This window comes from Arthrobacter sp. NPDC056493, from assembly GCF_042795115.1.
GTDB lineage: Bacteria > Actinomycetota > Actinomycetes > Actinomycetales > Micrococcaceae > Arthrobacter.
Map to the genome: position 1 here is coordinate 70741 of NZ_JBHTSL010000006.1, position 15071 is coordinate 85811.

Here is a 15071-nt window from a genome sequence, read left to right on the forward strand (position 1 = left end):
CACCGTCCGAACAACCGAAAACCGGTGCAACGCTCTCGGAAAATCACCGTGGGCGTGCAAGGATGACCGCATGAAAATTACCCGACAGATCGTTGTGTTCGACGCCGCCGACCTTCCTGCCGAGAGTGCCTTCTGGGCGGGCCTGCTGGGCGGCACCGTGGACGCCGAGGATGACTGGCACACCGTCAGCGTCGACGGGAACCCGCGTCTGGGCTTTCAGCTCGCGCCGAACCACGTGCCGCCGGAATGGCCTGACGGCAACCCGCAGCAGATCCACCTTGACCTCTACGTCGAGGACGTCGCATCCGCCCACGATGAGGCGATCTCCCTCGGTGCACGCCTGCTGAAGCCGGCCGAGGACATCACCTCCACCGAGGGCTTCCAGGTTTACGCGGACCCTGCCGGCCACCCCTTCTGCCTCTGCTGGGGCTGAACCCGCGGCCTGGCCTGAAACTGAACCTGCCGGTCACACGCGGCGCGGCGCGGTATCGGTAGAGTCGTATCCATGACTACCTCACCCCGGCTCAGCCTGAACAACGGCGTGCTGATCGACCAGTTGGGCTTCGGGCTTTACAAGGTTCCGCCGAAAGACACCGCCAACCTGGTGGCGACCGCGCTGGAAGCCGGGTACCGCCATTTCGACACGGCTGCCATGTACGGGAACGAATCCGGGGTGGCACGCGGCCTGGTCGAGGTGTTCGCCACGGAAACCGCCGCTGGCGGTTCGGGTGAGGCCGCCCCCGGCACCTCGCGGCAAGACCTGTTCATCACCACCAAGGTGTGGAATGACGACCACGGCTATGACGCGACACTGCGCGCCTTCGACACGTCCATGGTCAACCTCGGCCTGGAATACGTGGACATGTACCTGATCCACTGGCCGTGCGCGAAGCGGGACCTGTTCCAGGAGACCTACCGCGCCCTGGAGACGCTCTACCGCGAGGGCAAGGTGCGGGCCATCGGCGTGTCCAATTTCCAGCCTCAGCACTTGGACCAGCTGCTGGAAACAGCCGAGGTGGTGCCGGCCGTCAACCAGATCGAGCTGCATCCGTGGCTGCAGCAGGCCGAGCTGCGGGAGAAGCACCGTGGTCTGGGAATCCTCACCGAGGCGTGGAGCCCCCTGGGCCGCGGACGGGTGCTGGAGGATCCCGTCATCGGCGCGCTTGCGGCCGAGCACAAGGTGAGCCCCGCCCAGATTGTCCTCCGCTGGCAGATCCAGCTGGGCAATGTCACCATCCCCAAGGCTAGCTCCGCCGCCCGGATCCGGGAGAACCTCGACGTCTTCGGCTTCGAGCTCTCAACCCTGGACATGGCGGACATCGAAGCCCTGGAACGCGGGCACCGCACCGGCTCCCACCCCGACAACGTCAACTAGGACTCCCCCAGCAGATGAGAACAGCCGACTCCGAGCCCGCCACAACACCGTCCTTCGTCAGCAGCGGACTCGCCGCCCGCACCCGTGCAGCCACCGTGCGGGTGACGGGCAGCAACGTTGCCTACTGGGTCTACGAACCTGCAAGGACCACGCCTGAAACGCGCACCATCCTGGTCATCCACGGTTTCCGCGGCGACCACCACGGCCTGCTCCGGGTGGCCGACCAGCTCCCCGAGATGCGCCTGATCATGCCGGACCTTCCCGGCTTTGGCAGCTCCGCGGCGTTCACTGACGGCGCACACAGCGTGGAACGTTACGGCCGGTTCATCAGCGATTTCATGACTGCCCTGGGACTCGGACCGGACACCGTGCTGCTGGGGCATTCGTTCGGTTCCATCCTGGCCGCCCATTTCGTCGCTGCCCGGCCGGACGCGGTCCGCCCGCTGATCCTGGTCAACCCCATCGCCGCGCCCGCCCTGGAGGGCCCCAAGGGCGTCATGACCCGGCTGGCCGTGCTGTACTACCGCCTTTCCGCACGGCTCCCCCGTCCACTTGGCCTGGCCCTGCTCCGCAGCCCGCTCATCGTGCGGGTGATGAGCATCGCCATGGCGAAGACGAAGGACAAGGACCTGCTGCGCTTCATCCACGGGCAGCACCACGCATACTTCAGTGCGTTCGCCAACCGCGAGAGCCTGCTGGAATCCTTCACCGCCTCCGTCAGCAGCAACGTGGCCGAAGTCGCGCCCGGGCTCACCCTGCCCGTGCTGCTGATCGCCGGCGAAAAGGACGAAATCGCCTTACTGCGTGACCAGCACCGGCTTGCGGCGCTGCTGCCCGACGCGACGCTCGATGTCATCCCGGGCGTCGGCCACCTGATCCACTACGAAACGCCCGGGCCGGCCGCAGGATTCATCCGCCGCTTCCTTAAGGACCACCCCGCGTGAAGATAGTGATCGATGCCCGTTTCACCCGGACGGACCACCACGACGGCATCAGCCGCTACGGCTCCAGCCTCATTGCGGCCGTCTCCAAGATCGCCGATGTGTCCATGCTCATCAGCGATTTCCGGCAACTGGCCCTGCTCCCCGACGTCCCCTACACGCTCATCGGCAGCCCGCTCTCCCCTGCCGAGCTCTTCGTGGCCAGGAAGGTCAATCAGCTTGGGGCGGACGTGGTGGTGTGCCCCATGCAGACCATGGGCACGTGGGGACGCAAGTACGGACTGGTGCTCACCCTGCACGACCTCATCTACTACGAACACCCGGCACCGCCGGGCTTCCTGCCGGCCCCGGTCCGGATCCTGTGGCGCCTGTACCACAAGGCGTTCTGGCCCCAGAGGCTCCTGCTCAACCGTGCCGACGTCGTCGCCACCATCAGCAGGACCACGGAGGCCCTGATGGCCAAGTACCGCCTGACCAGCCGTCCGGTCCGCATCGTCAGCAACGCGCCACAGCCGGCCCAGCAGCCCCGCGACCCTGCAGCGGCCCCGGAGAAAACACTGCTCTACATGGGATCGTTCATGCCCTACAAGAACGTCGAAACCTTGCTCGCCGGGATGGCCGGCCTGCCTGACTACACGCTGCATCTGCTCAGCCGGATCACGCCGCACCGCCGCGCCGAGCTTGAGGCGCAGATCCCGTCCGGCGCAAACGTTGTTTTCCATAACGGCGTGACCGACGACGAATACACGGCACTGCTGAACCGCACCACCGCACTGGTCACGCTGTCCAAGGCCGAGGGCTATGGCCTGCCCCTGGTGGAGGCCATGGCGCTGGGCACACCGGTGATCGCCAGCGACATCCCGATCTTCCGCGAGGTGGGGGCGGACGCCGCCACCTACGTTGCTGCCGAGTCAGCGCCGGAGTTCACTGCCGCCGTCCGCAGCCTCGGGGACGGGCAGCACTGGCAGGATGTCTCCCGGCGCTCCGTGGCACGCGCAGAGCAGTTCAGCTGGGACGAATCCGCCCGCCAGCTGGTGGACGTAGCGGCAGAAGTCATGGCACTGCGCCGGCGGTAGCCGGCCAACTGCAGGCAGTCAGAGCACGTCAACGCCGTCCAGCCGCAACTGCACCGGGTCTTCGGTGCGTTTCGCCGCGCCTGCTGCCTTCGTAGCCCGAAGAACCCTGGTCACGGTGGCGGCCTGCGCGTACGGGATGAACAGCAGCGTGCGCACGTCCACACCTTCCGTGCCCGCTGGCTGGCTGCCGGCTGCCGGGGTGCCTGCCGTCTGCAGCAGCGGCGCCGGTCCCGCGACGCGCAGTTCCACTCCCTCGGCGGCAAGAAGCTTCGTGGCTGAGGCCGTGAAATGGCCGACGGCGGTGCTGCCGCCGGTGACGGCGGCCACCCTCACCGCCGGGGGCAGCTGCAGCTCCGCGCGCAGCCCCAGTTCCCGCTGGGCATAGCCCGCCGGATCCCACCGCAGCAGCGCGCCGACGGCGGCGGTGTCGTCGGCGGTGATGACGACGATCCCGCCGTCGGTGGCAGGCCGGACGAGGGCGGCGGCGTTGAACCAGCGGCGCACGGCGTCCTCACCCGCGCGCAGGTTCTCCCGGCGCAGCAGCGAATCGCCGTCGAGCAGCAGCGCCGCCGCGTACCCGCCCGCAGCAACAGGCTCGGCACCCACCGTGGCCACCACCAGCGCACAGGCATCCGGCACCGTGGCCTTGACGTTCTGGCCGGAGGAGGTGACCACGGCTTTGCCGGGAAACGCCCGGCCCAGTTCCTCGGCTGTGCGAAGTACGCCGGCTGCGCCGCGGCGCAGCCGGGTGCCCTGGCAGTGCCCGCAGCGCCAGGCCGGTGCCGGCGTCGAACACCAGCGGCACTGGGGAACGGCAGCGCTGCCGGCCATGGCGAGAGGCCCCTGGCACGACGGGCAGCGCGCGGGTTCCCGGCAGGTTTCGCACGCCAGCGACGGCGCGTACCCGGCCCGGGCAACCTGCACCAGGACCGGGCCGCGTTCCAGTGCTTCCTTGGCCGTTCGCCACGCGGCACCCGGCAGCCTTGCCAGCCGGGCGAGCGGGTCGCGCTCCTGCTCAAAGCTGTCGGCGGTGTTGACGACCCGGGCAACCGTGCGGCGGAGCACCGTGCGTTCGGCTTCCACGGGCATTGCCCAGCCGGCATCCACCAGCCTTTGCACCTCCGTGCTGCGTGCGTGCCCTGCCAGCAGGCAGGCCGCGCCCTCCTGCCCGGCACGGAGCAGCAATACCTCGCGGGTGTGGGCATAAGGGGAACGCTGTTCGACATGGAGGTCGTCGCCGTCGTCCCAGCAAACAACGAGTCCCAGATTGTGTACCGGCGCATAGGCAGCCGAGCGGGTGCCCACGGCGACGCCCGCGGAGCCCTTGAGGACACGGAGGTAGCTGCGGAACCTGGGCGTCTGGCCGTCGTCGGCCGTCAGCCGCGCGACGTCTTCGGCGGGCAGGATGTCCTCGAGCGCAGCCTGGACGCGGTCCAGGTCGCGGTAGTCGGGAACGACGACGACCGCGCCGCGTCCGGACTGCCGGACCGCCGCCACGGCCTCCGCGATAAGCCGCGGCCAGCCGTCCGGCCCGAATCCCTGCAGGGCGCTGAGGGCGGCACGGGGCGAACCTCCGGACGCAAGATGGCGGAGGAAGGCGGCGCCGTTCCGGTACCTGTTCCAGCCGGAGGATGCGGTCCAGCCGGAGCCGGACAGGTCGTGGGGGGCCGCGGGAGGCCCGGCCGGCTCGGCACCGGCGAGCTCCTTCTCCACCTTGACCACCCGCGGCGGGATGGCCACGCGGAGCACATCGCTGACGGTTCCTGCATAGCGTGCGGCCACGCGCCCGGCGAGCTCCTGCAGGTCCTTGGTCAGGACGGCGACCGGCGAGACGACCTTATGCAGCGGGACGAGGGGCTGGCCGGCGTCGGACTCCGCAACGCGGTCCAGGATGTAGCCGCCGAGTTCCTGGCCGCTGAACTTCACCCGGACCCGCACGCCCGGCTGGGCGTCGTCATCCAGTTCGGCGGGCACACTGTAGTCGAACGGCCGGTCCAGGTGCGGCAGCGGGGACTCGATGAGCACGCGCGCCACCGGGCGGACGGCGGCCAGCGCCGGACCGCCTGCAGGCCTGGCCGTGGCAGGGAACCCCTGCAGCAGTGAGAGCTGCAGGGGTTCTGGCGTTGGCTGCGAAGACACGCCGTTTGGAGCCATGCGCCTTACCTCCGTCCTGGGTTACCCATCAGCCAATCACACGGGTCTGACATTCCCGGCTGCTGACGGCCGCGGACGGGACGGCTCAGGCGTTGAAGTACGCCTTCAGGTCGTCCACGCGGTCCAGGCGCTCCCAGGTGAAGTCCGGATCGTCGCGGCCGAAGTGGCCGTGGGCGGCCGTCTTGGCATAGATGGGGCGCTTGAGGTCCAGGGCGTCGATGATGGCGCGGGGGCGCAGATCGAAGATCTCAGCAATCGCGGCGCTGATCTTTGCCGGGTCCACCGTCTCGGTGCCGAACGTCTCGACGTAGGTTCCCACGGGGCGCGCCTGGCCGATTGCGTAAGCGATCTGGATCTCGGCGCGCTTGGCGAGTCCCGCGGCAACCACGTTTTTGGCAACCCAGCGCATGGCGTATGCCGCGGAGCGGTCCACCTTGGACGGGTCCTTGCCGGAGAAGGCGCCGCCGCCGTGGCGGGCCATGCCGCCGTAGGTGTCCACGATGATCTTGCGGCCGGTGAGCCCGGCGTCGCCCACCGGGCCGCCGATCACGAACGCACCTGCAGGGTTCAGGATGTTGGTGGTGCGCGAAATGTCCAGGTCGGCGAGGGCGAGGACGGGGTCGATGACGTGCGTCGCGAGGTCGGCGCGCAGCTGGTCGAGGCTGAAGCCGTCGGCGTGCTGGCTGGAGATCACGATGGTTTCCACGGAAACCGGCCGGTCGCCGTCGTACCCGATGGTGGCCTGGGTCTTGCCGTCCGGGCGGAGGTAGGACAGCTGGCCGCTCTTGCGGACCTCGGTGAGCCGCTCCGACAGGCGGTGCGCGATCCAGATCGGCACGGGCATGTAGGACGGGGTCTCGTCGCTGGCATAACCGAACATGAGGCCCTGGTCGCCGGCGCCCTGAAGGTCGTAGTCGTCCTCCTGGCGGCCTTCGCGGGCTTCCAGGGAATTGAAGACGCCGCCGGCAATGTCGTTGGACTGCTGTCCGATGGACACGGAAACCCCACACCGTGCGCCGTCGAAGCCGTTGGCGGAGGAGTCGTAGCCGATGCCCAGGATCGTCTCGCGGACGATCTGCGGGATTTCGACATACGCGTCGGTGGTCACTTCGCCGGCCACGTGGACCAGGCCGGTGGTGGCCATGGTCTCGACGGCGACGCGGGACTCGGGGTCCTTGGCCAGCAGGGCGTCCAGGATCGCATCACTGATCTGGTCACAGATCTTGTCCGGGTGCCCTTCAGTTACCGACTCCGAGGTGAAGAGCCGAAGAGCGGCGGGTGCGGACCCGTGGGATTCTGGAATGTGCAGCGGTAAAGTCACTCAACTACCTTACTGGTTGGCAAACGGAGGGGCGGCAGCGTGTGTCCCCATGCTAAGGAGACGTTGCTTACGCCCTCAGGTTCGCGGAAAGACCCGGCTCAGTTCCGAGCCGATGCGGTCAATGACAATGGCGGCGACGTCCTGCTTGGAGCCCGAGGCCGACTGGGGCTCGGAGCCGGCCCGCGAGAGAATGACCACGGAGTTGTGGTCCTGGCCGAAGACCTTGTCGGCGCCCACGTGGTTCACCACCAGCAGGTCGCAGCCCTTGCGCCTGAGCTTTGCCTCGGCGTAGGAGAGCACATCGCCCTGTTCATCACCGGTTTCGGCGGCAAAGCCCACCACGAGCTGGCTGCCGCCGGCGGCGTCGCGCACCGCGACAAGCTCCTGCAGGATATCGGGGTTGCGGACGAGCGTGATCACCGGGTCCGCGGTGTCATCCCGCTTCTTGATCTTGCTGCCGGACACCTCCGCCGGCCGGAAGTCGGCCACTGCCGCCGCCATAATCACGACGTCGGACCCGGCTGCCGCTGCCAGCATGACTTCGCGGAGCTGCAGGGCCGTTTCGACGGCGGTGAGTTCGACGCCCGCAGGGGCGGGCACCTCCATGTGGGCGGCCACGAGCCGGACGGTGGCTCCGGCATCGCGGGCAGCGGCGGCCAGCGCCACACCCTGCTTGCCCGAGGAGCGGTTGCCCAGGAACCGGACGGGGTCCAGGGGCTCCCGGGTGCCGCCGGCGCTGATGGTAACGGTGCGGCCAGCCAGCGGAAGGAGCCGCCCGGCGTCGGACTGGAGGCCGTGGGCAAGTGCCATGGCGGCGTCAAAGATGGCCTCGGGCTCGGGCAGCCGGCCGGGGCCGGAGTCGCTGCCGGTCAGCCGCCCGCTGGCGGGTTCGAGGACGGTTACGCCGCGGCTGCGCAGAGTTTCGACGTTGGCCTGGGTGGCCGCATGCTGCCACATTTCCGTGTGCATGGCCGGGGCGAACAGGACCGGGCCGCTCGCCATGAGGAGCGTGTTGGTGAGCAGGTCATTGGCCTGGCCGGTGGCGGCACGGGCCAGGAGATCGGCCGTCGCGGGGGCCACCACGATCAGGTCTGCCTCGTGGCCCAGCCGGACGTGCTTCACCTGGTCGACGTCGTCGAACACGCTGTTGGTCACCGGGTTCCCGGACAGGGCCTCCCAGGTGGCGACGCCGACAAAGCGGGTGGCTGCTTCCGTGGGGATGACGGTGACGTCATGGCCGGCTTCAGTAAAAAGCCGGAGGAGCGATGCCACCTTGTAGGCGGCGATCCCTCCCCCGACTCCGAGTACTATGCGCACGTGAACTCCGTCAGCAGGCAGTCTGTTTACTCTGCGGAGGTTACTCTGCAGCTTCGATCGGTGTGGAAACCAGCTTGCCCTCGTTGATCTCCCGCAGGGCGATGGACAGCGACTTCTCGTTCAGCTTGGTGTCAACCAGCGGGCCGACGTACTCGAACAGGCCCTCGTGCAGCTGTGCGTAGTAGGCGTTGATCTGGCGTGCACGCTTGGCACCGAAGATCACCAGGCCGTACTTGGAATCGGCTGCCTCGAGCAGCGAATCGATCGGCGGGTTGATGATGCCTTCAAGGTTCGTGGACACGAATTCTCCAAAATTTCTAGCGGGCTGACGGCGTCTGCGACTGGCGCGGATGCGGCGTGAGCCCCATGAGTGAAACAAGCTCGTCCGCTGCCCGGCGGACGTCGTCATTGATGACGGTGTGGTCGAACTCCGGTTCAGCAGCAAGCTCTACTTTACCGGTTTCCAGCCGGCGCTGCTGTTCCTCCGCCGATTCCGTGCCCCGGCCCACCAGCCGGCGCACCAGTTCTTCCCAGCTGGGCGGTGCCAGAAACACGAACTGGGCGTCCGGAACGGCCTGCTTCACCTGGCGGGCCCCCTGCAGATCGATCTCCAGCAGCACGGAGCGGCCTTCGGCGATGGCCTGGTTGACGGTGCTCTTCAGGGTTCCGTAGGTGTTCTGCCCGTGCACCACGGCCCACTCCAGGAATTCGCCGGCGGCCACCAGGGACTCGAACTCTTCCTGGGACTTGAAGTAGTAATGCACACCGTCGACCTCGCCGGGCCGCGGGGCCCGGGTGGTGGCCGAAACGGACAGCCAGACCTCGGGGTAGGTGTCGCGGATATAGGTGGACACGGTGCCTTTGCCAACAGCCGTAGGACCAGCGAGGACTGTCAGTCCGGGTTTGTTGCTCACGTATTCCTTTGGACGGTCTACAGATGACTCTGTTCGGATTAAGCTATTTCTCGTTCATAAAATCTACCAGCGCCCGGCGCTGGTGGATGCCCAGGCCACGGACCCTGCGGGACGCGGCGATGCCGAGGCTGTCCATGATGGCCGCGGCCCGGACCTTCCCGATCCCCGGCAGGGCCTCGAGGAGTTCCGAAACGCGCATGCGCGCTATGGCCTCCTCGGTGCCGCCGGAGTCCAGGATCTGGGCCACGGTCAGCTCCCCGGTTTTGAGCCGTTCCTTGGCCGAGGCCCTGGCAGCCCTTGCCGCCGCGGCCTTCCTGAGTGCGTCGGAACGTTCCTGCGGTGACAAGGGTCGCAAGCTCACGGTCATTCCCCTGGGGTCAGCCAACGGATCCGCGGCCGGCGGCGTTGGAGCAGCCACGGATTTGTCCTGAACCTACTCCCTGCCGGCCGGAGAAATCAATGGACTATTCGGAGCGGAGCCCCGCGAGGGTGCGCTCCGCCGCCTCCCTCAGCTCCCGGACGCCGGGGCCGGCCTTGAGGATGTCCCGGCTGGAGGTTCCCAGAACCTGGGGGTAGGCGGCACCGAAGGTCTTCCGCAGGTCCGCCGGTGTGGCCCCCTGTGCGCCCAGGCCGGGCGCGAGGATCGGCCCCCGGACGGCCCCGAGGTCAAGCTGCAGGTCCGCCAGTGCCGTGCCCACCGTGGCTCCCACCACGAGGCCCACCGAGCCGAGGGGCCCGGAGTACCGTTCGTTCTCCCCCGCGGCGGCCTGGACAATCCGGCGTGCCACGGAATCGCTTCCGCCCACGTGCTGCACCGAGGCGCCCTCCGGGTTGGAGGTCAGCGCCAGGACAAACACGCCCCGGCCCTGCCCGGCGGCGAGATCCAGGGCCGGCCGCAGGGACTCGAACCCCAGGTAGGGGCTCAGGGTCACCGAATCCGCGGCGAGGGGAGATCCATCACTGAGCCAGGCGTCGGCATACGCGGCCATGGTGGACCCGATGTCGCCGCGCTTGGCGTCGGCGATGGTCAGTACGCCCTCATCCCGGGCAGTAGCGAGAACCTCTTCGAGGACTGCCATGCCGGCCGAACCGTGCCGTTCGTACAGCGCCACCTGCGGCTTGACCGCGGCAGCGAGCGAAGACACGGCCTCCAGGGCGGTGAGTGAAAAGCGCCTCAGGCCGGCGGCGTCGTCGTTCAGTCCCCAGCTGCCCAGCAGCGCGGGGTGGGGATCAATCCCGACGCACAGCGGACCGCGGTCCGCCATGGCCCGGCCCAGCCGGGAGCCGAACGACTCCCGGCCGGCGCCTGCAGTTGCCTCAGGCATTCTGCTCTGCCGGGCTCTTCGCGGCTGCCTTCTGCAGGGCCGCCTCTTGCGACGCAAGGAGCGCTGCGGCGTGTTCCTGCAGGCTGGTCACGGACCAGGCGTAGGTGCGCAGGGCCTCGATGGCCTGGACGGCGGCGTTGAACTCGGCCACGGTGGTGATGCAGGGGATGCCGATGGACGTGGCGGCGGCACGGAGTTCGTATCCGTCGCTGCGGGCCTCGCCGCCGGACGGGGTGTTGAACACCATGTCGATTTCGCCGGCGACGACGAGGTCGGCGATGGTGCCTTCACCTTCGGCGCTGCTGCCTTCGGCGACCTTGCGCACCGGGGTGGCCTGGATGCCGTTGCGGCGCAGGACGTCGGCGGTGCCGCCGGTGGAGACGATCTCGAAGCCGAGGTCGGAGAGGCGCTTGACGCCCATGATCACCGAACGCTTGTCGCGGTTGGCGACGGACACGAAGACCTTGCCTTCGGTGGGCAGGGCGTTGTTGGCGCCCGCCTGGCTCTTGGCGAAGGCGGTGTCGAAGTGCTTGTCGATGCCCATGACCTCGCCGGTGGAGCGCATTTCCGGCCCGAGCAGCGAGTCCACGACCTTGCCTTCCGGGGTGCGGAAGCGGCTGAACGGCAGGACCGCTTCCTTGACGGAGACGGGTGCGTCCAGGGGCAGGGTGGAACCGTCGCCGGTTTCCGGCAGCATCTTGTAGGCGCTGCGGAGCTGGCCGATGGTCACGCCCGTGCCGATCAGTGCGGCGGCTTTGGCCATCTGCACGCCGGTGGCCTTGGACACGAAGGGCACGGTCCGGGACGCGCGGGGGTTGGCTTCCAGGACGTAGAGGACGTCGGAGGCCAGGGCGAACTGGATGTTAATCAGGCCGCGGACGCCCACGCCCTCGGCGATGGCCCGGGTGGCGGTGCGGACGCGTTCCAGCACGTTGTTGCCCAGCGTGATGGGCGGCAGGACACAGGCGGAGTCGCCGGAGTGGACGCCGGCCTCCTCGATGTGCTCCATGATGCCGCCCAGGTACATGTCCGTGCCGTCGAAGAGGGCGTCGACGTCGATCTCGACCGCGTCCTCGAGGAACCGGTCGATCAGCACCGGGTGCTCGGCGGTGATTTCGGTGGCGTTGGCGATGTAGCGGGACAGGTTCGGCTCGTCGTAGACGATCTCCATGCCGCGGCCGCCGAGCACGTAGGACGGGCGGACCAGGACGGGGTAGCCGATCTCGTCGGCGATCTTCTTGGCGTCCTCGAAGGAGACGGCGGTGCCGTTCTTCGGTGAGACCAGCCCGGCTTCGTCCAGCACGCGGGCGAAGGCGCCGCGGTGCTCGGCGAGGTCGATCGCCTCGGGCGAGGTGCCCAGGATGGGCACGCCGGCGTCGGCCAGTTGCTGGGCCAGCTTCAGCGGGGTCTGGCCGCCGAGCTGGACGAAGACGCCCATCACGCCGCCGGTGCGCTCCTCGGCCGCGATGACTTCGAGGACGTCCTCAAGGGTCAGCGGCTCGAAGTACAGCCGGGTGGAGATGTCGTAGTCGGTGGAGACGGTTTCCGGGTTGCAGTTGACCATGACGGTCTCGTAGCCGGCCTTGCGCAGCGCCATCGAGGCGTGGACGCAGGAGTAGTCGAACTCGATCCCCTGGCCGATGCGGTTGGGCCCGGAGCCGAGGATGAGGATGGACGGCTTGGAGTGCAGCGCAACCTCGTCCTCCTCGTCGTAGGCCGAGTAGTGGTACGGCGTGTAGGCGGCGAACTCGGCGGCGCAGGTGTCCACGGTCTTGTAGACCGGGCGGATGCCCAGTGCCTGCCGGACGCCGCGGACGACGGCCTCGGAGTTGTGGGTCAGCGCGCCGATCTGTTCGTCGGAGAAGCCGTGCCGCTTGGCGTTGCGGAGCATGTCCTGCGTCAGGGCACCGGACCGGCGGATCTCCTGGGAGATCTCGTTGAGCAGCTGGAGCTGGTCCAGGAACCAGGGGTCGATCTTGGTGGCCTCGTAAAGTTCCTCCACGCTGGCGCCGCCGAGCAGGGCCCGCTGCACCTGGTGCAGGCGTTCGGTCGTCGGGCGCTTGGCCTTCTCGATCAGCTCCGGCACTTCCCACTCCGGAACCGAAGTGAAGTCCAGCTGCGAGCCCTTCTGTTCGAGGGAGCGCAGCGCCTTCTGCAGGGCTTCGGTGAAGTTGCGGCCCATGGCCATGGCCTCGCCCACGGACTTCATGGTGGTGGTGAGGGTGTTGTCGGCGGCGGGGAACTTCTCGAACGCGAACCGCGGGACCTTGACCACCACGTAGTCGAGCGTGGGCTCGAAGGAGGCGGGGGTCTTCTGCGTGATGTCGTTGGGGATCTCGTCCAGGGTGTAGCCGAGCGAGAGCTTGGTGGCGATCTTGGCGATGGCGAAGCCGGTGGCCTTCGATGCCAGCGCCGAGGAGCGGGACACGCGCGGGTTCATTTCGATGACGACGACGCGTCCGGTGTCCGGTTCGATGGCGAACTGGATGTTGCAGCCGCCGGTGTCCACGCCCACCTCACGGATGACCGCGATGGAGATGTCGCGGAGCCGCTGGTACTCGCGGTCGGTGAGGGTCAGTGCCGGGGCCACGGTGATGGAGTCGCCGGTGTGCACGCCCACGGGATCGAAGTTCTCGATGGAGCAGACGACAACCACGTTGTCGTTCTTGTCCCGCATCATCTCGAGCTCGTATTCCTTCCAGCCGAGGATGCTCTCTTCGAGCAGCACCTCGCTGGTGGGGCTGTACTGCAGGCCCTGGCCGACGATCCGGCGCAGGTCCTCTTCGTTGTATGCCAGGCCGGAACCGAGGCCGCCCATGGTGAAGGACGGGCGGACCACCATGGGGTAGCCGAGGTCCTCGGCTGCCGTCAGAGCCTCGTCCATGGTGTGGATGATGTGGCTGCGGGCGGATTCGGCGCCGCAGCGCTCCACGACGCCCTTGAACTTTTCGCGGTCCTCGCCGAGCTCGATCGCAGCGATGTTCGCACCGATCAGTTCCACGTTGTACTTCTCCAGCACACCGTTCTTGTCCAGCGCGATGGCCGTGTTGAGCGCCGTCTGGCCGCCCAGGGTGGGCAGCACCGCGTCCGGGCGCTCCTTGGCGATGATCTTCTCCACCACTTCGGGGGTGATGGGCTCGATGTAGGTGGCGTCAGCGAACTCCGGGTCGGTCATGATGGTGGCCGGGTTGGAGTTGACGAGGATGACGCGCAGGCCCTCCTCCTTGAGGACGCGAAGGGCCTGCGTGCCGGAGTAATCGAATTCAGCGGCCTGGCCGATGACGATCGGGCCGGAACCGATGACCAGGACGCTCTTAAGGTCAGTTCTCTTGGGCATTACTTCTTGTCCTCAGTCTTGTTGTCAGTCGTGCTCGGCTGGGCGCCGTTCTGCTGGGCCTCTGCGGGGTGCTGGGCGTCCACGGGTTCCTTGGAAAGGTTGGCGGTGCGGCCGTCCCGGCTACCTTCCATCAGCTCGATGAAGCGGTCAAACAGGTACGCGGCGTCGTGCGGGCCGGCGGCGGCTTCCGGGTGGTACTGGACGGAGAAGGCCGGGATGTCCAGGCAGGCCAGGCCCTCAACGACGTCATCGTTCAGGCTGACGTGGCTGACCTCGACCCGTCCGTACCGCTCTTCCGGGGCGTTGGTGGGGCCGTCCAGCGGGGCGTCGACGGCGAAGCCGTGGTTCTGCGAGGTGATCTCCACCTTGCCCGTGCGGCGGTCCATGACCGGCTGGTTGATGCCGCGGTGGCCGTAGCGCAGCTTGTAGGTGCCGAAGCCGAGCGCGCGGCCCAGGATCTGGTTGCCGAAGCAGATACCGAAGTAGGGCAGCTTCTCGTCCAGGACGGTGCGGAGCAGTTTGACCTGGTTGTCGGCGGTGGCGGGGTCGCCGGGGCCGTTGGACATGAAGAAACCGTCGGGGCTGACGGCCTTGACGTCGTCGATGGTGGCCGTGGCGGGCAGCACGTGCACGCGGACGCCGCGCTCGGCGAAGCGGACCGGCGTCATGGCTTTGATGCCGAGGTCGATCGCCGCGATGCTGAAGCGCGCATCGCCGTCCCAGCCGTGGTCCTTGGGCTCCACCACGTAGGCTTCGTCGATGCTGACTTCCTCGGCAAGCCGGGCGCCTTCCATCGGCTCACTGGCGAGTACGGCGTCGACGAGTTCCTTGTCCGTGGCCTTGGCTGCCTCGCCGGAGAAGATGCCGGCGCGCATGGTCTTGTGCTCGCGCAGGTGGCGGGTGATGGCACGGGTGTCCACGCCCTGGATGCCGACGATGCCCTGCTCGACGAGCTCGGAGTCCAGAGATCGCTCGGAGCGCCAGTTGGACGGGCGGCGGGCGGCGTCGCGGACGATGTAGCCTGCAACCCAGATGCGGCGGGATTCGGCGTCCTCGCTGTTCACACCGGTGTTGCCGATGTGCGGGGCCGTCTGCACCACCAGCTGGCGTGCGTAGGACGGGTCCGTAATGGTCTCCTGGTAGCCGGTCATGCCGGTGGCGAAGACCGCTTCCCCCAGGGCGGTGCCCTGTGCGCCGTAGCTGCGGCCGCGGAAGATGCGGCCGTCCTCGAGCACCAGGACGGCGGGGGCGGATGCTGCGGCCTGCGGCGCAGTTCCTGCGTTTACTGTCACTTCGGTTTCCGTCACTTTA

The 15071-nt window shown here is 68.0% G+C and carries 13 protein-coding genes; 4 read left to right on the forward strand and 9 right to left on the reverse strand.

Features of this window, described 5'->3' with window-relative positions; translation table 11 throughout:
• The first annotated feature begins 70 nt into the window (after window positions 1-70).
• The 4 genes from ACFQ50_RS04250 (at window position 71) to ACFQ50_RS04265 (ending at window position 3392) form a co-directional block, all read left to right on the forward strand.
• Window positions 71-433 carry a VOC family protein gene (locus tag ACFQ50_RS04250; protein ID WP_377994268.1) on the forward strand — a complete coding sequence of 121 codons (363 nt, stop codon included), beginning with the start codon at window positions 71-73 and terminating at the stop codon, window positions 431-433.
• Window positions 434-505: 72 nt separating this feature from the next.
• Window positions 506-1375 (forward strand): aldo/keto reductase, encoded by an 870-nt coding sequence (locus ACFQ50_RS04255; RefSeq protein ID WP_377994269.1) that lies wholly within the window; start codon window positions 506-508, stop codon window positions 1373-1375.
• Window positions 1376-1389: 14 nt separating this feature from the next.
• Complete coding sequence (locus ACFQ50_RS04260; RefSeq protein WP_377994270.1) at window positions 1390-2319, forward strand: alpha/beta fold hydrolase; 930 nt, start codon at window positions 1390-1392, stop codon at window positions 2317-2319.
• Window positions 2316-3392, forward strand: coding sequence for a glycosyltransferase family 4 protein (locus ACFQ50_RS04265; protein WP_377994271.1), 1077 nt, complete (start codon window positions 2316-2318; stop codon window positions 3390-3392). Before ACFQ50_RS04260 ends, ACFQ50_RS04265 begins: the two co-directional genes overlap by 4 nt.
• Before the next feature lie 18 nt (window positions 3393-3410).
• On the opposite strand, the gene ACFQ50_RS04270 is transcribed toward ACFQ50_RS04265, so the two are convergent.
• The 9 genes from ACFQ50_RS04270 to carA form a co-directional block, all read right to left on the reverse strand.
• Window positions 3411-5546 (reverse strand): primosomal protein N', encoded by a 2136-nt coding sequence (locus ACFQ50_RS04270; RefSeq protein WP_377994272.1) that lies wholly within the window; start codon window positions 5544-5546, stop codon window positions 3411-3413.
• Between the two features lie 85 nt (window positions 5547-5631).
• Window positions 5632-6867 carry a methionine adenosyltransferase gene (gene metK / locus ACFQ50_RS04275; protein WP_377994273.1) on the reverse strand — a complete coding sequence of 412 codons (1236 nt, stop codon included), beginning with the start codon at window positions 6865-6867 and terminating at the stop codon, window positions 5632-5634.
• Window positions 6868-6942: 75 nt separating this feature from the next.
• Window positions 6943-8184, reverse strand: coding sequence for a bifunctional phosphopantothenoylcysteine decarboxylase/phosphopantothenate--cysteine ligase CoaBC (gene coaBC, locus ACFQ50_RS04280; RefSeq protein ID WP_377994274.1), 1242 nt, complete (start codon window positions 8182-8184; stop codon window positions 6943-6945).
• Between the two features lie 40 nt (window positions 8185-8224).
• Window positions 8225-8485, reverse strand: a complete 261-nt coding sequence (gene rpoZ / locus ACFQ50_RS04285; RefSeq protein ID WP_003800778.1) for a DNA-directed RNA polymerase subunit omega — start codon at window positions 8483-8485, stop codon at window positions 8225-8227.
• 16 nt (window positions 8486-8501) lie between these two features.
• Complete coding sequence (gene gmk, locus ACFQ50_RS04290) at window positions 8502-9098, reverse strand: guanylate kinase (protein ID WP_377994275.1); 597 nt, start codon at window positions 9096-9098, stop codon at window positions 8502-8504.
• 43 nt (window positions 9099-9141) lie between these two features.
• Window positions 9142-9465 (reverse strand): integration host factor, actinobacterial type, encoded by a 324-nt coding sequence (mihF, locus tag ACFQ50_RS04295; protein WP_377994325.1) that lies wholly within the window; start codon window positions 9463-9465, stop codon window positions 9142-9144.
• Between the two features lie 97 nt (window positions 9466-9562).
• Window positions 9563-10423: an orotidine-5'-phosphate decarboxylase gene (gene pyrF / locus ACFQ50_RS04300; RefSeq protein ID WP_377994276.1), complete on the reverse strand. Its 861-nt coding sequence runs from the start codon at window positions 10421-10423 to the stop codon at window positions 9563-9565.
• Complete coding sequence (gene carB, locus ACFQ50_RS04305; RefSeq protein WP_377994277.1) at window positions 10416-13760, reverse strand: carbamoyl-phosphate synthase large subunit; 3345 nt, start codon at window positions 13758-13760, stop codon at window positions 10416-10418. The genes pyrF and carB overlap by 8 nt, the downstream gene beginning before the upstream one ends.
• Window positions 13760-15067 carry a glutamine-hydrolyzing carbamoyl-phosphate synthase small subunit gene (gene carA / locus ACFQ50_RS04310; protein WP_377994278.1) on the reverse strand — a complete coding sequence of 436 codons (1308 nt, stop codon included), beginning with the start codon at window positions 15065-15067 and terminating at the stop codon, window positions 13760-13762. Before carA ends, carB begins: the two co-directional genes overlap by 1 nt.
• Window positions 15068-15071 lie beyond the last annotated feature (4 nt).